Annotated in this window: 26 protein-coding genes and 1 pseudogene; 11 read left to right on the forward strand and 16 right to left on the reverse strand. The window is 68.1% G+C overall.

Annotation, left to right across the window (positions count from 1 at the left end; all coding sequences use genetic code 11):
- Positions 1–14: 14 nt before the first annotated feature.
- Complete coding sequence (locus A5706_RS29295; RefSeq protein ID WP_068139241.1) at positions 15–284, reverse strand: EF-Tu/IF-2/RF-3 family GTPase; 270 nt, start codon at positions 282–284, stop codon at positions 15–17.
- Entirely contained in the window at positions 285–1298 is a 1014-nt protein-coding gene (locus A5706_RS29300; RefSeq protein WP_068139244.1) for an NADP-dependent oxidoreductase, read from the reverse strand.
- Positions 1299–1374: 76 nt separating this feature from the next.
- On the opposite strand from A5706_RS29300, the gene A5706_RS29305 reads away from it, so the two are divergent.
- Positions 1375–2043 (forward strand): hypothetical protein, encoded by a 669-nt coding sequence (locus tag A5706_RS29305; protein ID WP_068139248.1) that lies wholly within the window; start codon positions 1375–1377, stop codon positions 2041–2043.
- 29 nt (positions 2044–2072) lie between these two features.
- Positions 2073–2916: pseudogene (locus A5706_RS29310) on the forward strand (class I SAM-dependent methyltransferase).
- Position 2917: 1 nt separating this feature from the next.
- On the opposite strand, the gene A5706_RS29315 reads toward A5706_RS29310, so the two are convergent.
- Positions 2918–3730 carry a family 16 glycosylhydrolase gene (locus A5706_RS29315; protein ID WP_068139252.1) on the reverse strand — a complete coding sequence of 271 codons (813 nt, stop codon included), beginning with the start codon at positions 3728–3730 and terminating at the stop codon, positions 2918–2920.
- Positions 3731–3960: 230 nt separating this feature from the next.
- Between A5706_RS29315 and A5706_RS29320 the strand changes: the two genes are divergently transcribed.
- Entirely contained in the window at positions 3961–4158 is a 198-nt protein-coding gene (locus A5706_RS29320) for a hypothetical protein (RefSeq protein ID WP_068139255.1), read from the forward strand.
- Positions 4159–4293: 135 nt separating this feature from the next.
- Positions 4294–4494 (forward strand): hypothetical protein, encoded by a 201-nt coding sequence (locus A5706_RS29325; RefSeq protein WP_156767400.1) that lies wholly within the window; start codon positions 4294–4296, stop codon positions 4492–4494.
- 9 nt (positions 4495–4503) lie between these two features.
- On the opposite strand, the gene A5706_RS29330 is transcribed toward A5706_RS29325, so the two are convergent.
- Positions 4504–5145, reverse strand: a complete 642-nt coding sequence (locus A5706_RS29330) for a cutinase family protein (RefSeq protein ID WP_082964721.1) — start codon at positions 5143–5145, stop codon at positions 4504–4506.
- Between the two features lie 103 nt (positions 5146–5248).
- Here A5706_RS29330 and A5706_RS29335 point away from each other — a divergent pair, with 103 nt between their 5' ends.
- The gene (locus A5706_RS29335; RefSeq protein ID WP_068139265.1) at positions 5249–5929 is read left to right on the forward strand and encodes a class I SAM-dependent methyltransferase; all 681 of its coding nucleotides are present in this window, start codon (positions 5249–5251) and stop codon (positions 5927–5929) included.
- On the opposite strand, the gene A5706_RS29340 is transcribed toward A5706_RS29335, so the two are convergent.
- The 4 genes from A5706_RS29340 to A5706_RS29355 all read right to left on the reverse strand — a co-directional run bounded on the left by A5706_RS29340 (position 5910) and on the right by A5706_RS29355 (position 9592).
- On the reverse strand, positions 5910–6986 hold the full coding sequence (locus tag A5706_RS29340) for a prenyltransferase (RefSeq protein WP_068139268.1): 1077 nt from the start codon (positions 6984–6986) through the stop codon (positions 5910–5912). The two genes, A5706_RS29335 and A5706_RS29340, sit on opposite strands and share 20 nt — an antisense overlap.
- Positions 6973–7743 carry a class I SAM-dependent methyltransferase gene (locus A5706_RS29345; RefSeq protein WP_068139271.1) on the reverse strand — a complete coding sequence of 257 codons (771 nt, stop codon included), beginning with the start codon at positions 7741–7743 and terminating at the stop codon, positions 6973–6975. The genes A5706_RS29340 and A5706_RS29345 overlap by 14 nt, the downstream gene beginning before the upstream one ends.
- Positions 7737–8966, reverse strand: a complete 1230-nt coding sequence (locus A5706_RS29350; RefSeq protein WP_068139272.1) for a glycosyltransferase family 4 protein — start codon at positions 8964–8966, stop codon at positions 7737–7739. Before A5706_RS29350 ends, A5706_RS29345 begins: the two co-directional genes overlap by 7 nt.
- Before the next feature lie 197 nt (positions 8967–9163).
- Positions 9164–9592 carry a cellulose-binding domain-containing protein gene (locus A5706_RS29355; protein ID WP_068139275.1) on the reverse strand — a complete coding sequence of 143 codons (429 nt, stop codon included), beginning with the start codon at positions 9590–9592 and terminating at the stop codon, positions 9164–9166.
- Positions 9593–9707: 115 nt separating this feature from the next.
- Between A5706_RS29355 and A5706_RS29360 the strand changes: the two genes are divergently transcribed.
- Entirely contained in the window at positions 9708–10508 is an 801-nt protein-coding gene (locus A5706_RS29360; protein ID WP_068139280.1) for a DUF1906 domain-containing protein, read from the forward strand.
- A gap of 7 nt (positions 10509–10515) precedes the next feature.
- On the opposite strand, the gene A5706_RS29365 is transcribed toward A5706_RS29360, so the two are convergent.
- The 4 genes from A5706_RS29365 to A5706_RS29380 all read right to left on the reverse strand — a co-directional run bounded on the left by A5706_RS29365 (position 10516) and on the right by A5706_RS29380 (position 15669).
- Positions 10516–11406: an alpha/beta fold hydrolase gene (locus tag A5706_RS29365; protein ID WP_068139344.1), complete on the reverse strand. Its 891-nt coding sequence runs from the start codon at positions 11404–11406 to the stop codon at positions 10516–10518.
- Positions 11407–11580: 174 nt separating this feature from the next.
- Positions 11581–13764 carry a catalase/peroxidase HPI gene (katG, locus tag A5706_RS29370; RefSeq protein WP_068139282.1) on the reverse strand — a complete coding sequence of 728 codons (2184 nt, stop codon included), beginning with the start codon at positions 13762–13764 and terminating at the stop codon, positions 11581–11583.
- A 48-nt stretch (positions 13765–13812) separates the two neighbouring features.
- The gene (locus A5706_RS29375; protein ID WP_197518026.1) at positions 13813–14253 is read right to left on the reverse strand and encodes a Fur family transcriptional regulator; all 441 of its coding nucleotides are present in this window, start codon (positions 14251–14253) and stop codon (positions 13813–13815) included.
- Between the two features lie 150 nt (positions 14254–14403).
- Positions 14404–15669, reverse strand: coding sequence for an Ig-like domain-containing protein (locus A5706_RS29380; RefSeq protein ID WP_068139288.1), 1266 nt, complete (start codon positions 15667–15669; stop codon positions 14404–14406).
- Between the two features lie 71 nt (positions 15670–15740).
- On the opposite strand from A5706_RS29380, the gene A5706_RS29385 reads away from it, so the two are divergent.
- On the forward strand, positions 15741–16502 hold the full coding sequence (locus tag A5706_RS29385) for a hypothetical protein (RefSeq protein WP_068139349.1): 762 nt from the start codon (positions 15741–15743) through the stop codon (positions 16500–16502).
- Between the two features lie 59 nt (positions 16503–16561).
- Positions 16562–18067: an FAD-dependent oxidoreductase gene (locus tag A5706_RS29390; protein WP_068139291.1), complete on the forward strand. Its 1506-nt coding sequence runs from the start codon at positions 16562–16564 to the stop codon at positions 18065–18067.
- A 3-nt stretch (positions 18068–18070) separates the two neighbouring features.
- Here A5706_RS29390 and A5706_RS29395 read toward each other — a convergent pair whose 3' ends face one another.
- Together A5706_RS29395 and A5706_RS29400 are read right to left on the reverse strand one after the other, a co-directional pair.
- Entirely contained in the window at positions 18071–18592 is a 522-nt protein-coding gene (locus tag A5706_RS29395; RefSeq protein WP_231985458.1) for a tat pathway signal sequence, read from the reverse strand.
- An 80-nt stretch (positions 18593–18672) separates the two neighbouring features.
- Complete coding sequence (locus tag A5706_RS29400) at positions 18673–19665, reverse strand: bifunctional 2-polyprenyl-6-hydroxyphenol methylase/3-demethylubiquinol 3-O-methyltransferase UbiG (RefSeq protein WP_068139357.1); 993 nt, start codon at positions 19663–19665, stop codon at positions 18673–18675.
- Between the two features lie 272 nt (positions 19666–19937).
- Here A5706_RS29400 and A5706_RS29405 point away from each other — a divergent pair, with 272 nt between their 5' ends.
- From A5706_RS29405 to A5706_RS29415, 3 genes are all read left to right on the forward strand, one after another.
- Positions 19938–21284, forward strand: a complete 1347-nt coding sequence (locus tag A5706_RS29405; RefSeq protein WP_068139295.1) for a PPE domain-containing protein — start codon at positions 19938–19940, stop codon at positions 21282–21284.
- A 314-nt stretch (positions 21285–21598) separates the two neighbouring features.
- Positions 21599–21880: a DUF732 domain-containing protein gene (locus A5706_RS29410; RefSeq protein ID WP_231985459.1), complete on the forward strand. Its 282-nt coding sequence runs from the start codon at positions 21599–21601 to the stop codon at positions 21878–21880.
- A 78-nt stretch (positions 21881–21958) separates the two neighbouring features.
- Positions 21959–22762, forward strand: coding sequence for an MOSC domain-containing protein (locus tag A5706_RS29415; protein WP_068139302.1), 804 nt, complete (start codon positions 21959–21961; stop codon positions 22760–22762).
- Here A5706_RS29415 and A5706_RS29420 read toward each other — a convergent pair whose 3' ends face one another.
- Both A5706_RS29420 and A5706_RS29425 read right to left on the reverse strand, forming a co-directional pair.
- Positions 22763–23008, reverse strand: coding sequence for a DUF6480 family protein (locus tag A5706_RS29420; RefSeq protein WP_068139305.1), 246 nt, complete (start codon positions 23006–23008; stop codon positions 22763–22765).
- Between the two features lie 45 nt (positions 23009–23053).
- Positions 23054–23608 (reverse strand): thioredoxin family protein, encoded by a 555-nt coding sequence (locus tag A5706_RS29425; RefSeq protein WP_068139308.1) that lies wholly within the window; start codon positions 23606–23608, stop codon positions 23054–23056.
- Positions 23609–23621: the final 13 nt, after the last annotated feature.

The following is a 23621-nucleotide window of genomic DNA, read 5'->3' on the forward strand; positions in this document are numbered from 1 at the left end:
TGATTTGGCCCGGCTTATGCCAAAAAGGCGTCTGACGAGGCGATTACGTCCCCGGCCGCAAGATCGTTCTTGTCAAGCGATTTGAAAAGCAATCCGACGTTGTCACCGGTTGTCGCGGTGTCGACCTTCTTGCGAAAAGCCTCGATCGCGTCCACGCGGACCGTCGGACCGTCGTTGATCTTCACCTGGTCGCCGACGCGCAGCTCCCCATACTCCACGCGGCCGGTGGCCACCGCGCCGCGACCGCGGATCACGAAGACGTCCTGGACCGTCATGCGAAACATCTAGTGCGACAGCTTCACGACGAGCTTGCCGACGTTCTTGCCGTCGAAGAGCATGTTGATTGCCGTCGGCAGCTGCTCGAAGCCCTCGACGACCGTCTCGAGCGGGGTGAGTTTGCCGCCGGCGATCAGGCCCGCGATCTCGGTGGCCGCCTCCGCCGCGCGCCCCAGGTGGTCGAGGACGATGAAGCCCTGCAGCGTCGCGCGCTGGACGAGCAGGTTGCCGAACGCGCGGGGCCCCGGCGGCGGATCGGCCGCGTTGTAGCCGGAGATCAGGCCGCAGAGCGCAACGCGGGCACCGATGTTGAGGCGCGCGAAGACGGCGTCCATGATGTCGCCGCCGACGTTTTCGAAGTCGACGTCGATGCCGTCGGGGGTCGCCGCGACGAGCTGGGCGGCCCAGTCGTCGGCGCGGTGGTCGACCGCCGCGTCGAAGCCGAGCTGCTCGGTGAGCAGGGCGCACTTCTCGGGTCCGCCGGCGATGCCGACGACGCGCGCGCCGTCGACCTTGGCGAGCTGCCCGGCGATCGACCCGACCGCGCCCGCCGCGGCCGACACCACGACCGTCTCACCCTGCTTGGGCCTGCCGATGTCCCGGATGCCGACCCACGCGGTCAGCCCCGTCGTGCCCAGCGCGCCCAGGTAGGCGCTCGGCGAAATGCCCTCGGCGACGTCGACCGGCATCACCAGCGCCGAATCCGACAGCACCGCATACTCCTGCCAGCCGAGGAGCCCCTGCACCCGCTGCCCGACCGGGAACCGCGCACTCTTCGACGCGACGACCTCGCCCAGGCCGCCCGCGCGCATGACCTCGCCGATGCCCACCGGCGGCAGGTAGGTCGGGGTGTCGTTGATCCACATCCGGTTCGTCGGGTCGAGCGATATCCAGTCGACGCGCACCAGCGCCTCGCCGTCGGCGAGCTCGGGCACGGCCTCCTCGCTCAACTCGAAGGTGTCGGGGCCGATACGTCCGGTGGGGCGTTCGCGGAGCAGAAAACGGCGATTTCGATCGGGCATAAGCGCACCGTACTGGACCGCCGCCGCGACAACTACGCTTCACCGAAGGGGGCCCGCCGGACGGGAGGTTTGCGCGGTGAACGTGGTGTCGCGAGTTGCCCTGATCCCTATCGCTGTCGTGGTGGCAGGTTTGACGCCGTCCGTAGCCGCCAACGCCGATCCGCCACCCACCCAGCAGATCACGGTCGTGGCCGTCGGCCCCGGCGGCCAACCGATCAACGGTTACCGGGAGGCGCCGGGGGAGAGCGAAGTCTTCACGGTCACCGACTGCACGACGTCGTCGCCGTCCGCGGTGGCCGGCAACGTCTACTACTGTTCGCCGACTGCGGCCGGTGCCGGCACATGCTGGCCGTCGACGCCCGGAACGCTGCTGTGCGTTGACGATCCGTGGGACAAGCGCCTGCACCGGGTCAGCTATGACGGTCCGCTCCCGCCGGTGCAGCCGAACGCCACCCCGGACCCGCTCGCGCTGACCCTCGACGACGGCACCCGCTGCCTGCTCCGCAACGGCGGCGCCTGGGGTGGGCGCGCCGACGGATACGTCGGCGTCTATGGCTGCGGCACCGGCGCCAACTCCGCCGTGCTGTGGCAGCCCAGCCAGGGCGCCGGGGCCTGCATCGACCGCTCATCGGCGGTGTGGAAGGTCAAGGTCGGTGAAATCGGCGAGCCGGACAGCGTTTTTCCGCCGCCCCAGACCCGTGCGGTGACCGCGGTGTGGTTTGCGGGGGCTAAGGCCGGTCAGTAGCGCGGTGGGGCGACTGCTATAACGCACGTATGTCAGGCCCCACGCACTCGATCACCCATGTCTCGGACACCGCCCGCTGGACGGCGCTGCACCGGGCCACCGAATCGGCCCGCCCCGACGCGCTTTTCAGCGACCCGCTCGCCGAGCGCCTCGCAGGTGAACACGGCCGCGCGATCGTCGCCAACGTTCCGCGGTCGACACGCAACGGGTGGTGGCTCGTCGCGCGCACCAAGATCATCGACGACGCCATCGCCGAAGCGATCGCAGCCGGCTGCGACCGGGTGCTGAACCTGGCCGCCGGCCTGGACACCCGGCCCTACCGACTCGACCTGCCGCCGGAGTTCACCTGGGTGGAGGCCGACCTGCCGAAGTTGCTCGAGGAAAAAACCCAGCTGCTCGCCGACCAGACGCCACGGTGCCGGCTGACCCGGGTCGCCGTCGACCTGGCCGACCCGCAGGCCCGCGACGCCTTCCTCGACGACGCCCTCGACGGCGCGACCAAGGCCCTGGTGTTGACCGAGGGCCTATTGGTGTATCTGGACACCAGCGACGTCGTCGCGCTTTCGGCGGCGATCAAGCGGCCCGAGGTGGCCTGGTGGATGCTCGACTTCGGCGGTCCCGGCCTGAAGAAGATGATGAACGGGAAGATGGCCGGCATGCGGCAAAACGCGCCGTTCAAGTTCGCACCGGAGAACGGGTTGGCCTTCTTCGAAGACCTCGGCTGGCGCATCGCGCAGTCGCAGTCGCTCTTTCTCGCCGCCCGCCGGTTCCGCCGGCTCCCGATCTTCATGCGCCCGCTCGCCTGGTTGCCCCAGCCGGACCCGCGTCATCCCGGCAGCAGGGTATGGAGCAGTCGCCCTGCTTACCCACTGAGCTACCAGACGCGGATCCAGTCGACGAGCATGTCCGCGGGGTAGGTTCCCGGCCCCGGGTCGCCGCCGCCCGATCCGGCGACCGCAAGGTTGAACACCGGGTAGACGGCGTAGCCGGGGTTGTTGAACGGCCAGTCCGGTAGCGAGCTGGCCGGTACGTCGAAGTACGGCTGGGCGCCGTCGGAGTAGTCCTTCCAGAAGCGGATGCCGTTCGCGTCCCACTGAGTGCGCCAGGTGTGCCAGGCGCTGTCCATCGCGATGTTGTGGGTCTTCCACTCGCCGCCGTTCGCTTTGGCGTGAACCGTGGTGGCCGAGGGCCAGTTGCCGTTGCCGTACCACTCCATCACGTCGATCTCACCCTGATCGTCGTTACCCAGCCAGTAGGCGGGCCAGGCGCCGGCGGTCAGGCAATTGAGCTTGATCCGGGCCTCCCACGTGTGCCCGACGCCGCCCCGCCACAGGCTTTGGACCTTGCCGCTGAAGTAGGTGGGCCCGTCTTTGGCCGCGCGCAGCACCAGGTTGGAGTTGCCGTCCAGAAACACGTTCTTGCGATCGTCGCGGTACTGCCCGATGTGCTCGGGCAACTCCCAGTACGTCGGGTCCTTGATCGTCTCGCGGGCCTTGGCCACCGCCCACTTGGACGCGTCGGGGGCCGAGCCGGCCGGCCCGTCGAATTCGTCCTGGAAGATGTAGCTCTGGCCGCTGGGTGTGTCTGGTCGACTCGGAAAGGCGCAGGCCTCGGGCAGCGGCAGCGCGGCTGCCAGCACGCCGATCCCGGTCGTCAGCATCATGCGGCGGCGGTCTATCTGCGGCATAAGCAAGGCACCCTAGCAGCCGGGGCTGTCCTAGGTCGAAACGAGAAATCTGTCGGTGGCCGCCGTTAGCGTGTGGATCGCCAGGCCAGCGGGTTCAGGATTACGCCGAAATTCATGGCTAATTCTCAACTTGGCGCGTGGTTTGGTCTCAGGATCCGCAGGGCATCCTGAATTACGAACCTATAAACACTGTTCATTCTTTTGCGGATTGCTCGGGAGGAGTTGGAATCATGGCGGACGCAGACGGCGCGACGGTCATTTTCCTTCAATCCCATCCCGCATGGGCCGCGGCCCGCCGGCGGGACCGGGAGCGCCACGACGCGATGCGCCGCCATCCCTCTTTCGTTGCCCGACGGCACGCCGCCGCGGCGGGGGGCCAGGTCACCCGCAACTTCAAGGTGTACTCGAGCACCGACACCCCGGCCTGAAAACCGCCGCCCTTAAACCGCGAAATGCGGGACCAATTGCGCTTTCGAGGGTTCGGCCATTAATCCGAATTCCCTTGCAATGCAATCCAATAGCATCGGATGCGCGACGGCCCGACCCGCGGCATAATTCTTCGCGTGGCCCAGACACGCAGGACGAAGGCGCTCGCGAACCCCGCCCAGCCGCACGGCGCGCTTCTGCACGAGTTGGAGCGCTACATCGAGGCCCACAATCCCGGCGTGACGGACGTCAACGTCGTCAGCGCGACGGACACCGGCCAGGCGGACAAAAGCCACAAGCCGGTACACCACTGGTATCAGGTCACGTACGAAGCCTGAATCGCCAGCTCAGAGCTTGCCCGCGACGAAATCGGCGGCCTGATTGGCCATGCCTCCATCGATGTACGCGCCGGCTAGATGTTGCGGCCAGTTCTCTTTCCAGGTGTTCGGGTCGGCCGGGTTGCAGACGGGGTCGGCACCATGGCACAACTCGATGGTCCTGTCGTTGTAGAGCGGGTTGAAGTTCGTGATCGGACCCACCCACTGGCTTCCGTTGCCGAACAGCGCGACCGCGGCAACGTGCTGGTCAATGCCCGGCGGCAGCGGGCTGTCGAAACCGAACGCGGCGATGGGCGCGGCGAGCACCACGTCGGTGACGGCCGCACCAAGCGAATAGCCCCCCAGCACCAGTCGGGTGTCCGGGCAGTTGTTGGCCATGTCCTGGATGTGATGGCTCATGTCGTTGGCACCGACGTCGACGTCCGTGTCGGCGCCGTACTTCACCGCATACACGCCGATGTTCTTCGAAACCTTGGATCGCAGCGCACTGATGAACGCGCTGCCGAGCGCGCCGGTGCCGGGCGACTCGAACCGTCCACGGGCGAAGACGACCTGCACCGGGGGACAACTCGCGGCGACGGCCCGGGGCGTCCCCGCCGGCAACACCGCGGGCGCCACAGTCAACGCCGCCGCGGCGACAACGGCAGCCATACCGATATCAAGCAACCTGCGGACAGGCAAAGGGCGCACAGCACGATCGTAGAGCGAGCGCGCCGCTTGGGCAGGGCGAATTCCGGTCGGATAGGTTCACCCCATGAGCCATGCCGACGCCGAGTCACCCGAGCGCCTGTTTGCGCTCGCCGAGCAGGTGCAGGGCTTCATGCCGCCCGACGAGGGACGCGCCCTCTACGACGCCGCGCTGCGGTACCTCGACGGCGGCGTCGGCGTCGAGGTCGGCACCTACTGTGGCAAATCCACCCTGTTGCTCGGCGCGGCGGCGCAACAGACCGACAGCGTGCTCTACACCGTCGACCATCACCATGGCTCGGAGGAGCACCAACCCGGGTGGGAGTACCACGACACGTCATTGGTCGACGACGTGACGGGTTTGTTCGACACGCTGCCGACGTTCCGCCGCACGCTGGACGCCGCCGGGCTCGACGACCACGTCGTCGCCGTCGTGGGCAAGTCGCCGGTGGTGGCCCGCGGGTGGCGGGCACCGCTGTCGTTCTTGTTCATAGATGGCGGCCACTCCGAGAAGGCCGCGAACGAGGACTTCGACGGCTGGGCGAAATGGGTGGAAACCGGCGGGGCGCTGCTCATCCACGACGTGTTCCCCGACCCACGCGACGGCGGCCGCCCGCCCTACTACATCTATCGCCGCGCCATAGATTCCGGTCAGTTCCGGGAGGTTTCGGTCACCGGGTCGCTGCGGGTCCTCGAACGCATCGCCGGTCGGGCGGGTGAGGAGATAATCACCGGCCGGGACCGGTAACCACGCATTCGCAGTCGAAGTCGGTCTGCAGCCCCATGGGCAGCCCGTCGCCGCGGAAGATCCCGCTGCCCTTGGTGGTGTCCGACAGCGCGTCGGCGGCCAGGATCATCGCCGCGCCGGTCCAGGTGGTGCGCTCCTCAGGCCATCGCTTGCCGTCGGCGAAAACCAGACCGGTCCAATAGGACCCGTCCTCTTCGCGCAGGTGCTGCATCGCGGCGAATTGGCGGTGCGCGGCGGAGCGGTGGCCGATGGCGTCGAGGGCCATCACCAGTTCGCAGGTTTCGGCGCCCGTCACCCAGGGCCGATCGTCGACGCAGCGGATGCCGAGGCCGCCGACCACGAAGTCGTCCCAGCGCTGCCTGATCCGCTGGGCGGCCGCCGGGCCCCGCAGGGCACCGCCCAGGATCGGGTAGTACCAGTCCATCGAGTAGCGGTCCTTCTCGGTGAACGCCTCCGGGTGCACCGCGATCGCGTGGCCCAGGCGGCCCAGCGCGAGCTCCCATTCCGGCTGGGGGTCCCCGACCAGGACGGCCAGTGCCAACGCGCAGCGGATGCTGTGGAACACGCTGGCGCACCCGGTCAGCAACGCTTCCGGGACAGGCCCGGCTTCGCTTCGGGCCCAGGCGATTTCGCCGTAGCCGAACTGCAAATCGATGACGAAGTCGATCGCCTTGTGCACCACCGGCCACATCTCGGCGGCGAACGACCCGTCGCCCGTGATCAGCACGTGATGCCACACCCCGGTGGCGATGTATGCGCAGAAATTGCTGTCGCTGTTCGCGTCTTCGATTGTGCCGTCGCGCATTTGGATGGGCCAGGAGCCGTCGGGCCGCTGCGTGCGGCGGCTCCATTCGAACGCGGCCCGCGCCGGCTCCAGCAGTCCGGCCGCGGTGAGCGCCATCGCGCATTCCACGTGGTCCCACGGATCGGTGTGACCACCCGCGAACCAGGGGATGGCTCCCGACGGTTCCTGGTCGGCCGCTACCGACTTCGCGGTCTGCCGGCATTGGTCCGGGGTCAGGACACCCGGAATCGCCGGCGCGCTACCTCGACGCAACTGAATATCCCGGGGCAGCTTCGCTTTCCGCGGCAGGCGGCGCGGCGTAGTACTTCGCGAAATACAGGACCACGCTCTTTCCGACGAGCGGGTTGAGCAGCGACTCGGCCAGCTGCGTCACCTTGGGCCGCCGCATCAGGTCCCACACCAGAAGCTTGTGATAGGTGGTCACGGCTGGGTGATCCGAATTCGACACACCCACTGCGCATTTCAGCCACCAGAACGGCGAGTGCAGAGCGTGCGCGTGATGGGCGTGGATCAATTCGATTCCGCCGCCCACGATCTTGCCGCGCAACTCGTCGGCCCGGTAGATGCGCACATGCCCGCCCTCGTTGGCATGGTATTCGTCGGAAAGCAGCCAGCAAATGCGCTCGGGAAGCCAGCGCGGGACGCTGACCGCAAGCGTCCCACCGACTTTGAGGACCCTGACCAATTCGGCGATGGCCGCGTCGTCCTGCGGGACGTGCTCGAGGATCTCCGAGGCGATGACGCAGTCGAACGTCTCGTCGGCGTACGGCAGGCTCAGCGCGTCACCGAGCACGACCTTCGCCGAGGCCCCCTCGGGCGCCTCGCCGGTCTCGGCCATCGCCTTCAGGATCGTGTCGACGGACCGCAGTTCGTCCGGATCCCGGTCGAAGGCGACGACGTCGGCGCCGCGCCGATAGGCCTCGAAGGCGTGCCGACCGGCGCCGCATCCCACGTCGATCACCTTGGCGGACGGCCCGAGACCGAGCCGGTCGAAATCTATCGTCAGCATCGCGCGATCGCCCGCTCGTAGACCTGCACGGTTTGGGCGGCCACCGCTTCCCAGCTGAACACGTTGATCGCGCGCTCCCTGCCGGCCTTACCCATGGTGCGGCGCTTTTCCGGCGAGTCGAGCAGCTCGCCGAGCGCGCCGGTCAGGGCGTCGACGTCGGCCGGGGGTACGAGCTCGGCGCAGGCGCCGTCGGTCCCCAGGACTTCGGGCAGCGCGCCCACCCGGCTGGCCACGATCGGCGTCCCGCTCGCCATGGCTTCCACCGCGGGCAGCGAAAACCCTTCGTACAGAGAGGGAATGCAGGCGACCTCGGCCGACGCGAACAGGGCGGCGAGCGCTTCGTCGGACAGCCCGCTGGTGATGTGGACGATGTCCGAGATCCCCAGCTCCGCGATGAGTTTGTGGGTGGGACCGTTGGGTTCGACCTTGGCGACGAGCCGCAATTCGACGTCTCGGCGGGTGCGCAGCCTGGCGACCGCGTGCAACAGGGTCCGCACGCCCTTCAGCGGGGTGTCGGCGCTGGCGATCGCGATGATGCGGCCGGGTCGGCGGGGACCGGATGCCGGCCGGAACAGGTCGGTGTTCACCCCCAGCGGCACGACGTGCAGTTGCTCGGGGGAGACGCCGAAGTCGGCGACGATGTCGGCTGCCGACGACGACGAGACCGTCAACAGGTCGGGGATCCGGCGGGCCACCTGCTCCTGCATTTTGGAGAACCCGTACCAGCGGTGCACCAGCGGCTTGCGCCACCAGCGCGCGGCGGCGACGTCGAGCACGCGGTCGCGGGTGATGGGATGGTGCACGGTGGCCACCACCGGCAGCCCCGCGTCGGCGATCGCCAGCAGCCCGGTGCCCAGGCTCTGGTTGTCATGCACCAGGTCGAAGTCGTTCGCGCGCTCGGCCATCAGCCGGGCCACCCGCATGGTGAACGTTCGCGGTTCGGGAAAGCCCGCCGTCCACACGGTCAGCAGCTCGAGCAGGTCAATAGAGTCGCGGATCTCGCTGGGCCGCGGCACCCGGAAGGGGTCGGGCTCACGGTAAAGATCCAGGCTGGGCACCTTGGTCAACCGCACCCGCGGATCGAGCAGCTCGGGGTAGGGCTGGCCGGAGAACACCTCGACGTCGTGGCCGAGCTCCACCAGGCCGCGGCTGAGATGGCGCACGTAGACGCCCTGTCCGCCGCAATGGTCCTTACTGCGATAGGACAGCAGGGCAATTCGCATACTCAACTCTTATCCGCCGAAGAAAAATGGCGGGCGGGCGGCCCCCAATCCGTCGCGATCAACGGACTCCCGAGCTCCGTGACAGCAAACTGGACATGTGTCCAGACTATAGTTCGCCGACCTAATTGATGCAATCGAGGGCGGGACACCGCGTTCAGTCTGCCCTCAAGGCTTCGGCGCTTGCGAAGCGGCCGCCGCTAGCTGCAGGGATATTGCCCGTTGAGCACGCAGTTCACCGGCGGCGAGTAAGTACCGCTCAGCACGCCCCTCATGCCGCCCGTGGCTGAACCAAGGGGTGGAATGACGCGGTTCCAATTCGCCGGGGTGATAACGAAGTGAGTGCCATATTGGGTGAAGCTGCTGTTCCAGGTGTGGGAGATGCCTTCTCCGGCCGGCAAGTCGAACTCGATCTTCCAATCGCTCATCGGCGCGGCGCTCGCGTTGGTCACGGTGAAGTTGGCGATGAAGCCGGTCTGCCACGTGTGTTCCACCGACAACGTCGCCGCGGCCGCGGCCGCATGAGCGGCGGGGGAGCCGGCGAGTCCCAGGGCGGCAACCAGCATTGCCGGCACGGTCACGTGAAGCGCTGTGCGCCAGCGTTTCACGCAATTGTTCGGGCGAGCCATAGTGGCCAACAGTAAGGAAAAACAGGCGGTATCGGCCCGCGCATCGCGGGTAAGCTGCACGACCTTTGCCCAATCGAAACCGTCACGAAATCGGCGGAGAGTGCCGGCCCGCGGGATGAGCCCGCTTTGTTACCATCGCGCCGTGCCCGACGGATGGCGATCGATCTCGCGACGCGACGCCTTCAAGTATGCGTTCGCGCCGGCCCTGCTGGGCCTGGCCGCGCCGCTCGCGCAGCAGCGGGCGTCGGCGGCCGACCTGCAACTGATCGATTTCGCCGAGAAGAGGATCGCGCCCGGCGAGATCAAGGCGGCGGGCTATGGCGGGGTGGTCAACTATGTGTCGGCGTCGCGACCGGGCGCGAACTTCGAAGCCAAGCCCATCACGCGGGAGTACGCGGACGCGCTGCGCGCGGCGGGGCTTCAGATCGTCAGCAACTTCCAGTACGGCAAACCCGGCTGGCCCGACCCGTCGGATTACACCCGCGGGTACGACGGCGGGGTGGCCGATGCGCACACCGCCCTGCAACTGCACAACGCGGCAGGCGGGACGGCGTCGGCCCCGATCTTCTTCAGCGTCGACGACAACATCGACGAGAACACCTGGAATGGCCCTGCGGTGCAATGGTTTCGGGGCATCAACTCGGTGTTGGGTGTGGGCCGCACCGGCATCTACGGGCACGCCCGGGCGTGCGGTTGGGCGATCCGCGACGGCGTCATCGGCAACTCGACCACCCCCGGCCACCGCTGGGCATGGCAGACCAGGTCGTGGTCCAACGGGGAACGCGAACCGGCGGCGGTGCTGTATCAGGCCGTCGTCAACAGCCCGTCCAACCCGAGCCCGCTGCTGGGCGGGATCAACGTGGACATCGACGACGTCCTCGCCGCCGACTACGGCCAGTGGGATCTTCCGCGCTGATTTGGCGCTACATCCCCAGGTGTACCGAACTGTCAGCGTTCCTCTGCAGGATCGTCGACGGGGTCGTCGACGCCATGAAGTTTTCCAGGATGTCCGCCACAGCCGTTGGAGCTTCCACATGAGGAAAGTGCCCGATTCCCGCGAGCACTTCGAGACGACTGCCCTCCAGCGCATCATGGGCGGCGTAGGCGTGGGCCACGGGAATGATCCGGTCCTGGTCGCCCCAGATCAGCACGATGGGTATCCCAGCTGCCAGATGGATCTTGTTCAAAGCGCTGACGGCCTGACCGCGGTAGTCCACCACCGAGCGCAACGTCCGCAAAAAGGCTTGGCGGGTGCGCGGATCGGACAGCGAGGAGTAAGCGTGCCACATCTCACCGGCTCGCGGCGACTGAATCCCGGCCGAGGTCAGCCACGAACCCAGCTTGTTCCCGAGGTTCAGCACCGGCTGCGGTGCGACGACGGGCAATAGGAACTCGGCGCCCGGTGCAGACAGGATGCGCAGCAACGGGCTGAGGTCGGGCCCGAGGCCACCGCTGCCGATGAGGGCCAGCCGCTCGCAATGCTCCCGGTGCTGGTGGACGAACTGCATCGCGATCCCGCCGCCGAGCGACTGCCCAACTACCGTTGCCCGATCCACCCCGAGTTCGTCGAGCAGGTCGCGCAGAAAGACGGCAAAAGCTCCGAGCGAGTAGTCGCCACGCGGCTTCGCGGACATGCCGTGGCCGAGCAGGTCCGGCGCGATGACGCGGTAATTCTTTGACAGCTGCGGAATGATCGCATGCCACGTCTCGGAACTGCCGGCCATCCCGTGTACCAGCAACACGACAGGACCGTCGCCGGCATCGCGGTACGCGATCCGGTCTCCGTGAAGTTCGAGATACTTCAATTCGCTCATGTCACCGTTTACCCAGCTTCGGTAGTCGGACACATCGGCCATTAGCCACGGTACGCAACTTACGCCTTCGTAGGTTACCCGTGGGTAATAGTGTGGCTGGCCTCACGGTTCGCCCGAAATAACCGACGCCCCGCGAGCCGGGTGGCCCGCGGGGCGTCGCTTGGTATCCGACTGCTACTTGAGGTCGAACCGGTCGGCGTTCATCACCTTCACCCATGCCGCGACGAAGTCCTCGACGAACTTCCCCTGGTTGTCGTCCTGGGCGTAGACCTCGGACAGCGCCCGCAGCACCGAGTTCGATCCGAACACCAGGTCGTTGGCCGTGGCCGTCCACTTCTTCTGTCCCGACTTGCGGTCGACGACCTCGTAGACGTTCTCCGCCGTCTCCGACGCCTTCCACGCGTTGTCCATGTCGAGCAGGTTGACGAAGAAGTCGTTGGTCAGCGTGCCGGGTGTGTCGGTGAACACGCCGTGCTTGCTGCCGCCGTGGTTCGCGCCGAGGGCACGCAGCCCGCCGACGAGCACCGTCATCTCCGGCCCGGTCACGCCCAGCAGGTAGGCCCGCTCCACCAGCAGCTGCTCCAGCGGCGCCTTCTCGCCGGCGCGGATGTAGTTGCGGAACCCGTCGGCTCGCGGTTCGAGCACCGCGAACGACTCCACGTCGGTGCTCTCCTGCGAGGCGTCGGTGCGCCCGGGCGCGAAGTGCACCGTGATCTCGTAGCCGGCGTCCTTGGCGGCCTTCTCCACCGCCGCCGAGCCGGCCAGCACGATCAGGTCCGCCAGCGAGATCTTCTTGCCGCCCGAGGCCGACGCGTTGAAGTCCTGCTGGATCTTCTCCAGCACGGGCAGCACCTTGTCCAGCTCGGAGGGCTCGTTGACCTCCCAGTTGCGCTGCGGCTCCAAGCGCAGCCGCGCCCCGTTGGCGCCGCCCCGCTTGTCGGTGTTGCGGTAGCTCGACGCCGCCGACCAGGCCGTCTTGACCAGCTGCGGCACGGACAGGCCGGAGTCGAGCACCTTGCCCTTGAGCGCCGCGACGTCCCTGTCGTCGACCAGCTCGTGGTCGACGGCCGGAACCGGGTCCTGCCACAGCTGCGGCTCGGCGATCCACGGCCCGAGGTAGCGACTGATCGGACCCATGTCGCGATGCAGCAGCTTGTACCAGGCCTTGGCGAACGCGTCGGCCAGCTCCTCGGGATGGTCGAGCCAGCGGCGGGTGATGTCGCGGTAGATCGGGGACTCCCGCATCGAGATGTCGGTCACCAGCATCGTCGGGGCACGTCCCGGCCCGCCGAACGGATCCGGGATGGTGCCGGCGCCCGCCCCGTCCTTGGCGACGAACTGCCAGGCGTCGCCGGGGCTCTTGGTCAGCTCCCACTCGTACCCGTAGAGCGTCTCCAGGAAGGTGTTGTCCCACTTGGTCGGGGTGGGCGTCCAGACCACCTCCAGGCCGCTGGTGATGGCGTCCTTGCCCACGCCGGTGCCGTACGAGCTCTTCCAGCCCAGCCCCTGCTGTTCGATCGGGGCGGCCTCCGGCTCGGGACCGACCAGATCGCCGCTGCCGGCGCCGTGCGTCTTGCCGAAGCTGTGCCCGCCGACGATCAGCGCGGCGGTCTCCTCGTCGTTCATCGCCATCCGGCCGAAGGTTTCGCGGATGTCGATCGCCGCGGCGATCGGGTCCGGCTTGCCTTCAGGGCCTTCGGGATTCACGTAGATCAGGCCCATCGTCGTCGCGCCGTACGGCTGCGCGAGATTCCGCTCGCCCGAGTAGCGCTTGTCGGTGCCCAGCCAGGTGTCTTCTTCACCCCAGAGGATCTCTTCGGGCTCCCACACGTCTTCGCGGCCGAAGGCGAAGCCGAAGGTCTTGAATCCCATCGACTCCAGGGCGCAGTTGCCGGCGAAGATGATCAGGTCCGCCCAGGAGATCTTGTTGCCGTACTTCTTCTTGACCGGCCACAGCAGCCGGCGGGCCTTGTCCAGGCTGACGTTGTCCGGCCAGCTGTTGAGCGGGGCGAAGCGCTGCATGCCCTGGCCGCCGCCGCCGCGGCCGTCGAAGATCCGGTACGTGCCGGCGGCGTGCCAGCTCATCCGGATGAACAGGCCGCCGTAGTGACCGTAGTCGGCGGGCCACCAGTCCTGCGAGGTGGTCATCACCGAGATGACGTCCGCCTTGAGCGCGTCGACGTCGAGCTTGGCGAATTCCGTCGCGTAGTCGAAGTCCTCGCCGAGCGGGTTGGACTGGGGGTTGTGCGGGTGCAGCGTCGACACGTCGATCTGGTCGGGCCACCAGTCCCGATTCGTCAGCGGCGCGTGCGATTTGGGTTGGGGCGCGGGGATCGTCGGGTTTTCACTCTCAGACACAACATTCCTTTCGGTGTTCGGTGAATCGGGCTGCGACCACGGGAGTGATCAGGACTCTGCCGTCGAGCAGTCGGGGCACATGCCCCAGTAGATGACCTCGGCCTCATCGAGGACGAAGCCATCCAGAACGTTGTTGTCGTCCAACGGGGTCAAGCACGGCGCCTCGCCGACCGCGCAGTCGACGTCGTTGATGACCCCGCAGGAGCGGCAGACGACATGGTGGTGGTTGTCGCCGACGCGGGATTCGTAGCGGGCGACGAGGCCCAGCGGCTGGATCCGTCGGACCAGGCCCGCGGCGGTCAGCGCGCTCAGCACGTCGTACACGGCCTGGCGGGAAACGTCGGGCAGATCCCCGCGTACGGCGTTGAAGATCGTGTCGGTGTCGGCATGGGGGTGGGCGTGCACCGCCTCCAGCACGGCTAGCCGCGGCCGGGTCACGCGCAGGTCGGCCATACGCAGCCGGTCCGCGTAACTCGCCGATGAGGACACGTGGTCCATATCACACTCTTATTTGGAATCAGTCAAGACTTTCCCGGGGGCGAGCCGCCGAATAAGCGGTGAACCGTGCCCATCCGGTCGGTGCGCCGGGCCGAATGACGTTGCGCCAGAGCGCGACTCTGCGACCCTCGGAAGGAGACCCTAGGACGCCGGCTTCAGGGCGCTGCCGTTGCGCCACTGGTCCCAGCTCAGCGTCCAGTCACCGTTCTGGGCCAGCGTCAGCGGCGGCCCTCCACTGTTGCGGACCTCCACGACGTCCCCGGGTACCGAGAAGTCGTAGAACCACTTCGCGTTGTCGGCGTTGAGGTTCAAGCACCCATGCGAGGTGTCCCGGTGGCCCTGGGCCCACACCGTGGCGTCGAGCTCGTGCAGGTAGATGCCGTCGGTGCTGATCTTGGTCGCGTAATTGATGGTCTCGCGGTAGCCGAGGCGGGAGTTCTTGGGCAGGCCGAACGTCGAGGAGTCCATCACGACGGGGTTGCCCTTGTCGATCACGGTGTAAATGCCCGGCGGGGTCCAGAGCGAGATGGTGCGCCCACCGACATCCTCGGTGCCGCCCATCCCCATCGAGGTTGGCATCGTTCGCACCAGCTTGCCGTTGTCGAAGACGCTGACCTGTTTGGTGGCGTCGTCGGCGATGGATATATGCGCGTCACCGATCCGGAACGACACCCGCGTGTCGTCTTGCCCGAACAGCCCGTCGCCCAAGGCAATTCCGTAGATCTTGGCTTCGGCGGTGACGGTCGTTCCCGGGGCGTAGTAATGCTCGGGTCGCCAGTGGGCGTTTTGGCTGTCGACCCAGAACCATGAGCCCTGCACCGGCGGGCTGGTGGTCACACTCAGCTGTCGCTCGGCGGCGGCCCGGTCGGTGATCTGCTCGTCGAAGTGCGCGACGATCACCATTCCGACGCCGTAGGTGCCGCCGTCGTGCACCGCGGCCTCCGAGGTGGTGGTGAACGAAACCTTGGTCTGGTTGGACGGCCGCAGCGTGGAGAACGACGAGACCTGCGTCGCCGCAACTCCGTTGGGTCCGCGGGCAGTGACGGTCAGCGTGTAGGTGCGCCCGTATCCCAGCGGCACGGTGGGCTTCCAGGCGGTGTTGTCCGGGGTGGTGATGCCCTCGATCGGTTTGCCGCTCTCATTGACCATGCGCACGTCCGTCAGCGTCCCCGCGTCGGCCTTCACCATGACCGGCGCGACCGGGTCGACGTCGTGCGCGTTGGGTCCGGGCGTGACCGTTATCCGAGCCGCGCCAGGCTCTTTCGCGCCCAGGCCGGGGCACGCGCCGTGCGGGCACCTGACCGACGTTGCCAGCTGGATCGCGCCCACCACCCCGGCCACGAGCAACACCGCGAAGAGCAGCGGGCGCAGCCATCCAACTGCCGGGCGAGGGGCGGTCATGTGCATCAAATAGCCCGGGGCGTACGCCCTGAAACGTGGCGCGGGCCGCGCTGCGCGGGCGCGAGGATCATGGGGTCATGGCCGACGACGAACTCGACAGTCTGTACCGGACGGAGCCGGAGGCTTTCACCGCCGCACGCAACAGGCTGGCCAAAGCCGCGAAGGACCGCGGTGACGCCGCGGCGGCGAAACGAATCTCCGCGGCCCGCAAACCCACGGCCGCGGCCTGGATCGTCAACCGGGTCGCGCTCTCGCAGAAGGACACCAAGAAGCGCCTCGCCGACCTCGGTGACCGCCTGCGCGACGCGCACGCCGCGATGGACGGCGAACGCATCCGGGCGCTGTCCGCCGAGCAACACAAGCTGATCGAGGGGCTTGCCCGCGCGGCGTTCGAAGCGGCCGACGTGAAGCGGCCGTCCGCATCGGTGCGCGAGGACGTGACCGCCACCCTGCAAGCCGCGATCGCCGACCCCGAGGTGAGGGAGCGACTCGGCCGACTGGCCAGGCCCGAGCGATGGTCGGGTTTCGGCGGGTTCGGTGACGCGGCGCCGGCCCGGCCGGCGAAGCGATCGCAGACGGCAGCGGAGCGGCGCCGGGAGAAGTTGACCGCGGACGTCACCGACGCCGAGCAAGCCCAAGCCGCCGCCGAGGACGTCGTCTCGAAGCGGCAAGCCGAACGCGACGCGGCCCGGGAACGACGCGACGAAGCGATCGCGACCCTGCGCACGGCCGAGCGCGAACTCGACAAGGCCGAGGCCGCCTACGACGAGGCCAAGCGCGCCAGCCGCGCGGCCGCCGAATCGCTGAAGGAGGCGAAAGCACAGCTCAACAATGCGTGACCGCCGTTGCGCGGGCGGCGCGCAGTTTCCGTCGACGCTGCGGGGGTATCAGCCCAGCCGTGACTTCTTTATGGCTATCCGACCGCGCCGAACCGACCTGGACCGCAAGCCGGCTTGAGGACGGCCCACGCTCCGCCGATGTCATCGTCGTAGGTGCCGGGATCACCGGGCTGATGACCGCCGTCCTGCTGGCCCGCGCGGGTAAGGACGTGTTGGTGGTCGAGGCCCGCACGGTCGGTTCCTGCGCGACGGGCAACACCACGGCGAAGATCAGTCTGCTGCAGGGCAGCCAGCTGTCCAGGGTGCTGCCCAGGCACGGCCTGGACGTGGCCCGCGCCTATGTCGACGGCAATCGCGAGGGCCAGGAGTGGGTGCTGCAGCACTGCGAGTCGAACGGCGTCGCCGTGCAGCGCGAGGACGCCTATACCTACGCCCAGTCAGCGCGGGGCGTGTTGTCCGCGCGCGCGGAGCTGGCGGCCTGCCAGGCGGTGGGCCTGGGCGCCGTGTGGGACGACGACGCCGACGTGCCGTTTCCGTACCACGGTGGCGTGCGGCTGCCCGACCAGGCCCAGTTCGACCCCATGCCGTTCCTCGACTCGCTTGCGACCGAGTTGCTCGGCCGCGGCGGGCGGCTGGTCGAGCACACCCGGGTGCGACGGGTGTCCTGGCGCGGCAAGGGGGTGCGGGTGCACGTCAACGACGCGGCGCGGCAGGACGTCGAGCTGCAGGCCGGGCAGCTGATACTCGCCACCGGGATCCCGATCCTGGATCGCGGCGGCTATTTCGCGCGCGTCAAGCCAAGCCGGTCCTACTGCCTGGCGTTCAAGGTTCCCGGCAACATCACCCGGCCGATGATGATCTCCACCGACTCGCCGACGCGTTCGGTCCGCTACGCGCCCGTCGCGGACGGCGAGCGGCTGATCGTCGGCGGGGCCGGCCACACAGTGGGCCGCAAGAAGAGCCCGTCGAAGTCGTTGCAGGAACTCTCGTCGTGGGCGCGCAAACACTACCCGGGGTCCGTGCAGACCCATTTCTGGTCGGCGCAGGACTACACGCCCATCGACTACCTGCCGTATGTGGGCCCCATCCTGCCGAACACCGAAACCATCTTCGTCGCAACGGGTTTCAACAAGTGGGGCATGACCAACGGCCCCGCGGCGGCGTTGGCGCTGGCTAGCCGCATCCTGGGTGGACGGATGGATTGGGCCGGCGCGTTCGCCAGCTGGAGCCCGCACGAGCTGTCGGGCTTGCTGATGGCGCTGCAGGCCAACCTCGAGGTGGGCTTCGACCTGGCCAAGGGCTGGATCACCCCGGCGATACGCACCGGCCGTCGCAGCCCCGTCAACGGCGAGGGCGGCGTGGTGAGCGGGCCCCCGTGGCACCTGGAGGCCCGCTGCCGCGTGGACGGCACCGAGCACCGCGTTTCTCCGGTGTGCCCGCACCTGGGCGGGATCGTCAACTGGAACGACGCCGACCAGGCGTGGGAATGCCCGCTGCACGGGTCGCGCTTCGCCCCGGACGGCACCCTGCTGGAGGGGCCGGCCACCCGCGACCTCACCGCCTAGGCGTCAGACCTGACGCCAGGACGGCTGCGCAGGGTCGACCAGCTGCATATCGACCGGGCCCATCCCGAAAACGGCGATCACGGCCGGGTTGGGCTGATTCGCCGGGACGCCGTCGTAATGCGGGGTACGGGCGGTCCGCTTGACGTAACCACCCGGCCCGACGGGCAGCGCGTCCTGAGGCCGAAAGTCATTGCCGCTGTTGACGAACCACGTGCCGAACACGACGACCTGGATCCGGTCGGTCGCATAGGTGTGGGGCGCGCTGAACCAACCCGGGTTCCACCTCATCATGACCAGGTAGGGTCCCGGCTGGTTGAAATCCCCGTACAGCATCGCCATCTCGCCGCTGTGGGGCGGCAGGTTGCCCCACGCCTGGAAACCGATCTTGTCGTACGGCAGGACGAAAGTTTCGGCCGGGTCGGGGCCGGTGCCGGGCGGCGGCGACAAATCGATATCCGTCGGGTGGTCCGTGCTGCGCGACTTGTCGCCGGCGGCGACCGCCGCAAGCAGCAATGGCGTCGCCATCAGCAACGAGCGCCTACTCGATTCCAGATCTCCCATCACGCACCCCCAATACCGTCTCCCCTCAAAGATATTCGAACGATTCAGCCCGACTTTTGATAGACGAGCCAGCGCAACTCGATCGGGGACTGATCGCGCGGGATATCGAACACGTCGAGGCCGCTGGCCCAGCTCTCGAACCAACCGGTCGGGGGCCAGGCGCCCTCCGGTAGGTGGGCCTTCTCGTAGTCGTAGGCCGAATCGTCGGCGACGAGGTCGAACGGCAGCCCGGCCGCCGCGTTAGCCACTTCGTCACGGGTGAAGATCATGGTGTTGCACTGCTGCCCGAGTTCGATCGCGGCTCTGTCGGGGGTATAGCCGGGCCGCGGCAGGAACGTGTTGAACACCAGCCGTCCGCCCGGGGCCAACACGTCGGCGGCGAGTTCGAACACACCGCGCAATTCGTGCGGCGTACGGAAGTCGGGCACCACCTCGGAGAGGACCATCAGCTGGTACTCGTCGTGGACGCCCTCCATGGCGGTGAAAACGTCGCTCTGCATCACGCGCACGCCCAACGATTCGCGTTCCACGTCCGCGCGCATGAGCTCGGCGAACTTCGGCGCCATCTCCACGGCGTCCACGGGATGGCCGCGCCGCGCCAGGGCCACCGCGTTGCGCCCGGTTCCGGCGCCGACGTCCAGTATCCGACAGCTCGCCGGGTCGGCCGCCTCGCAGGCCAGCGCGAGCACGCGCGCGTCGGGTTCGGCGCCGAACAGTGGCGCCGGCCGGGTCTCAACCCAGTTGTCGTAGTCGGCCTCGACGGTGCGCCATTCGGCGTTGACGCGGTAGTTCAGACCCGTTCCGAAGGGAACCTGAAACGAGATGATGATCTCCGAACGCTGGGAGGCCCTGAAGGCCTTCGCCAGCTCGGTCTCCAGCACCTTGTTGAGCTGACGAGCTTGTTCGGGCGTATACGGCACACCCAGCGTCGCGCACAGGTTGGCGCACAACTGGGCGTACTCGTCGATCATGCCGGGAACGGCGGGCACCGAAATCTGGCCCTCGGCCATCGATCGGCGGTACATCCGGCTGACCATCGCTTCGCGCAGCCTCGGCGTGTCGAACGGTTTGGGCTGCGGCGCGTCCACCAGACTCTTCTACACGACCCGATTCGCGGTCGCACAGGGGCCGCCGTCCTACACCACCCGTTAACACTGCCGTTTGGCGGGGTATTAGCCAAGTTCACGTGCCGGACATGTACTACTTGAGGGAAGTGCGATCGTTTGCCGGTCCGATTCCGGCCGCGCCGCCCAATTAGTCGGGAGCCGTCCGTGTCCTGGCGGCGTTTGACTCGATCGGAGGGAACGACATGGACTTTGCGGCACTACCGCCCGAGATCAACTCCGCCAGGATGTACACCGGCCCCGGCTCGGGGCCGCTGCTGGCCGCCGCGACGGCCTGGGACCGGCTGGCCGCCGCCCTGCACGCGGCGGCGAGTTCGTATCAATCGGAGGTGGCGGCGCTGACCGCCGGGCCCTGGCTGGGCCCGACCTCGGGGTTGATGGCTGCTGCGGCCGCGCCGTACCTGGCGTGGACGAGAACCTCCGCCACGCAGGCCGAGCAGGCCGCCAACCAGGCCAAGGCCGCCGCCGGCGCCTACGAGGCGGCATTCGCGGAGACGATTCCGCCGCCGGTGATCGCGGCCAACCGCAGCCTGCTGCTCACGCTGGTCGCGACCAATATCTTCGGTCAGAACACCCCCGCGATCGCGACCACCGAGGCGCAGTACGCCGAGATGTGGGCCCAGGACGCCGCCGCCATGTACGGCTATGCCGCCGCGTCGGCGTTGGCGACGACGCTGACACCGTTCGCGCCGCCGCCGCAAAACACCAGTTCCGCCGGGCCGGCCGCGCAGGCCGCGGCGGTGGCGCAAGCCACCGGCACCTCGGCGGGAAACGCGCAGAGCGCCGTGTCCAGCGTGCAGGCCATCGCGGCGGTGCCCAACGCGCTGACCAGCCTTGCCGCCACCCCCGCCCAGGCCGGACCGCTCGACCTGCTGGCCGTGCTGGCCAATTTGAGCGGGGTCTTCATCGACCCCGAATTGAGCGCTACGAGCCTCGCCGCCGACACGGTGCTCGGCACCACGGCCCTTCCCTACGACGTCGCCGGGTACTACGTCGGTATCCACACCGACGACATCGTCAGCGGCTGGGCGGGAATACAGGGCTGGCCCGGCACGGAACCGGTGCCGCCGACGCCGTTCCCGGTGATCACCAACCTGGCCGGCGGTTCGGCGGCCACGGCCGGCCTCGCTGAAGCGAAAACCATTGGGGCCCTGTCGGTTCCACCCGCGTGGGCCGCCGAGACGACGATGATACGGCCCTTGGCGGTCGCCTTGCCGGCGACCAGCATGGGCGCCGCCGCCGAGGCCTCCGCCGGGAGCATGGGCAGCCTGTTCAGCCAGATGGCCCTGGCGGGCATGGCCGGGCGCGCGATGGCCGGCACGGGTGGCGGGGCGGGCGCCCCGGCCCGCCGGGAGCGGATTGGGGCGCCGACGACAACCGACAAGAAGGCGCCCCCGGAAGCCCCGGCCGGCGGCCCGGTCACGAGCGTCGCCGCCGAGCTTCGTGAGCTGGCCTCGCTGCGCGATTCGGGAATCCTCACCGACGAGGAATTCACCGAACAGAAAAAGAAACTCCTGGCTCAGATTCCCTAGCAAATTATCGATCAGGGCAACAGTTGCCATTTGATGGCCGCTGAAGCTATGCACCCGTCAGTTACGCGGCGTATTCGCCGGCGTTGCATTCTCGCCAACTACTCGGGCGCCCTGAAGACCGGCCGCGGCTCGATCGTCGTCTCGGCCAGGCATCGATCACCCAGGTCGGCCGACCGTCTGGCCACAAGTTTCGAAGTTTTTAATATTCATGCCGGGGCGCACGACCATATACTGACGACACCTGAACGCCGACAAGAAAAGAAGGGCACGAAATGTCTGCACCTCGCTGGCTGGCCAAACTGACAATTCCCGTGATGGTTGGCGCTGCCCTGACAGCAAGCACCGCGATTGCGTCGGCCGACTCGACGGACGACGCATACCTCGCGAAACTGAAAACCCTCGGATTCAGCTGGCCCTCGTCAAGTGACTCCGACATGATCGCAATGGGGCACGCGGTCTGCGCCGACCGGATGGCCGGCAAGACGCCCGACGCGATCGCCTCCGACTTGCACTCCAGCATGAGCTCGAAGGGCTTCTCGTTCGCGGACATGACCGGCTGGGTCAGCGCGGCGGAATCGACCTACTGCCCGGGTTAGTCGACACCCGGCCCCCGCGACCGCACTACTGTCGTCCCTGACGGTGAACGACGGGTCTCTCGCGGGGGAAAAGTGCACATGCGGGTGGAGAGTTTGCTCCGCTACCCGGTGAAGTCGATGCTCGGCGAAACCGTGGACTCCCTGTTCGTCGACGAAGGCGGAGCCGAGGGGGATCGGCGGCTGGCGCTCGTCGACATCGAAACCGGCCACGTGGCCAGCGCCAAACAGGCGCGGCTCTGGCGCGGGCTGCTGAAATGCACCGCCCACGCCGACACCGGTCAGGTCCGGATCAGGCTGCCCGACGGGACCGACGTCACCTCTGATGACCCCGACGTCGACGACGTGCTCTCCCGCCTGCTGGGTCGCACGGTGCGACTGGTCAGGCAGCGACCGCAGGGTGCGACGCTGGAACGCCCGGATCCCGAGCAGCTGCTCGAGCTGGGGCTGGACGCCGAAGTCGGCGGCCGCATCCTTCAGATCGCGCAGGCGACGCCGGGCGACTCGTTCACCGACGAGGCCCCGCTGCATGCGATCACCACGGCCACCCTCGAGCACATCGGCGTGGAGGCGCTGCGCTACCGGCCCAACCTGGTGATCACGACGCCACCGGGACATCCTGCCTACGCCGAAAACGGTTGGGCAGGAAGGGAAATCGTGGTCGGTGAGGCGCGGCTGCGCGCCCTGACGGCCACCTCACGGTGCGTGGTTCCCACGCTGGAGCACGGTCCGTTGCCGCGTGCCCCGCAGGCGCTTCGCATTCCCGCGGACGAGAACCGTTGGGACACGGGCGGTCACGGACCGCAGCCGTGCGCGGGGGCCTACCTGGAGGTGGTGCGGCAGGGCATCATTCGGGTCGGTGACCCCGTCACCATCGGCCCGTAATCAGCCGGCCCCAACCATTTTCATCACGAGCAGCACCGCCACCGCGAGAAACGCCACAGAGAACACGCAGACGGCGAGGACCGTGAGCGTTGCGCCGGGTGTGAATCGCCGGCGATTGGGTGGTTGAGGCTCGGCCACACCAGAGGTCTGCGGCGCGGCCGGCGGGGTCGCGCCCGGCGTGACGCCCCCACCCCGCTCGAGGTCGGGGGTTTGGGCGGGGTCGGGATCGGGAGGTTGCGCGGTCATAGCTGGTGTTGCGATACCCGCCCGCGCGGCGCCCAAACGGGGCAATCAGCCTGAACGCCACTTGATGCCGCACCCGATCGACGGGCGCTGGTCGGCGTCGACCGGCTTCCCGGCGAGCACCGCGTCGACCGCCGCCCGCACGTCGGCGGCCGTCACGGGCTTGTCGTTCCCCGGGCGGGAGTCGTCGAGCTGTCCGCGATAGACGAGGCGGCGCTCGCCGTCGAACACGAACGTGTCGGGCGTGCAGGCCGCCGAGAAGGCGCGCGCGACGTCCTGGCTCTCGTCGTACAGGTAGGGAAACGTCCAGCCGTGGGCGCGGGCCTCGGCGACCATCTGCTCGGGCCCGTCCTGCGGGTAGGTGACGACGTCGTTGCTCGAGATGCCGACCATCGCGACGCCCTTGTCCGCGAGGTCGCGGCCCAGCGCGGCGAGCCCGGCGGCGACGTGCTTGACGTACGGGCAGTGGTTGCAGATGAAGGTGACGACCAACGCGGGACCCGCGAGGTCGTCGAGGCTGACCGTGGCGCCGGTGGCCGGCTCGGGCAGCGAGAACGGCGGCGCGGGGGTGCCGAGGGCGAGCATGGTGGACTCGATGGCCATGCCAGCCAGATTA

It is taken from the genome of Mycobacterium sp. E796 (assembly GCF_001672815.1).
GTDB lineage: Bacteria > Actinomycetota > Actinomycetes > Mycobacteriales > Mycobacteriaceae > Mycobacterium.

What these genes read in the sequence shown, in the direction of transcription:
- A5706_RS29380 (WP_068139288.1), bottom strand. Translation starts at nt 15,669, where the DNA reads ATGCACATGACCGCCCCTCGCCCGGCAGTTGGATGGCTGCGCCCGCTG.
- A5706_RS29335 (WP_068139265.1), top strand. Translation starts at nt 5,249, where the DNA reads ATGAGCCATGCCGACGCCGAGTCACCCGAGCGCCTGTTTGCGCTCGCC.
- A5706_RS29295 (WP_068139241.1), bottom strand. Translation starts at nt 284, where the DNA reads ATGTTTCGCATGACGGTCCAGGACGTCTTCGTGATCCGCGGTCGCGGC.
- A5706_RS29300 (WP_068139244.1), bottom strand. Translation starts at nt 1,298, where the DNA reads ATGCCCGATCGAAATCGCCGTTTTCTGCTCCGCGAACGCCCCACCGGA.
- A5706_RS29345 (WP_068139271.1), bottom strand. Translation starts at nt 7,743, where the DNA reads ATGCTGACGATAGATTTCGACCGGCTCGGTCTCGGGCCGTCCGCCAAG.
- A5706_RS29425 (WP_068139308.1), bottom strand. Translation starts at nt 23,608, where the DNA reads ATGGCCATCGAGTCCACCATGCTCGCCCTCGGCACCCCCGCGCCGCCG.
- A5706_RS29385 (WP_068139349.1), top strand. Translation starts at nt 15,741, where the DNA reads ATGGCCGACGACGAACTCGACAGTCTGTACCGGACGGAGCCGGAGGCT.
- A5706_RS29415 (WP_068139302.1), top strand. Translation starts at nt 21,959, where the DNA reads ATGCGGGTGGAGAGTTTGCTCCGCTACCCGGTGAAGTCGATGCTCGGC.
- A5706_RS29315 (WP_068139252.1), bottom strand. Translation starts at nt 3,730, where the DNA reads ATGCCGCAGATAGACCGCCGCCGCATGATGCTGACGACCGGGATCGGC.
- A5706_RS29365 (WP_068139344.1), bottom strand. Translation starts at nt 11,406, where the DNA reads ATGAGCGAATTGAAGTATCTCGAACTTCACGGAGACCGGATCGCGTAC.
- A5706_RS29405 (WP_068139295.1), top strand. Translation starts at nt 19,938, where the DNA reads ATGGACTTTGCGGCACTACCGCCCGAGATCAACTCCGCCAGGATGTAC.
- A5706_RS29420 (WP_068139305.1), bottom strand. Translation starts at nt 23,008, where the DNA reads ATGACCGCGCAACCTCCCGATCCCGACCCCGCCCAAACCCCCGACCTC.
- A5706_RS29355 (WP_068139275.1), bottom strand. Translation starts at nt 9,592, where the DNA reads ATGGCTCGCCCGAACAATTGCGTGAAACGCTGGCGCACAGCGCTTCAC.
- A5706_RS29320 (WP_068139255.1), top strand. Translation starts at nt 3,961, where the DNA reads ATGGCGGACGCAGACGGCGCGACGGTCATTTTCCTTCAATCCCATCCC.
- A5706_RS29395 (WP_231985458.1), bottom strand. Translation starts at nt 18,592, where the DNA reads ATGGCGACGCCATTGCTGCTTGCGGCGGTCGCCGCCGGCGACAAGTCG.
- A5706_RS29360 (WP_068139280.1), top strand. Translation starts at nt 9,708, where the DNA reads ATGAGCCCGCTTTGTTACCATCGCGCCGTGCCCGACGGATGGCGATCG.
- A5706_RS29330 (WP_082964721.1), bottom strand. Translation starts at nt 5,145, where the DNA reads ATGGCTGCCGTTGTCGCCGCGGCGGCGTTGACTGTGGCGCCCGCGGTG.
- A5706_RS29350 (WP_068139272.1), bottom strand. Translation starts at nt 8,966, where the DNA reads ATGCGAATTGCCCTGCTGTCCTATCGCAGTAAGGACCATTGCGGCGGA.
- A5706_RS29410 (WP_231985459.1), top strand. Translation starts at nt 21,599, where the DNA reads ATGGTTGGCGCTGCCCTGACAGCAAGCACCGCGATTGCGTCGGCCGAC.
- A5706_RS29400 (WP_068139357.1), bottom strand. Translation starts at nt 19,665, where the DNA reads ATGGTCAGCCGGATGTACCGCCGATCGATGGCCGAGGGCCAGATTTCG.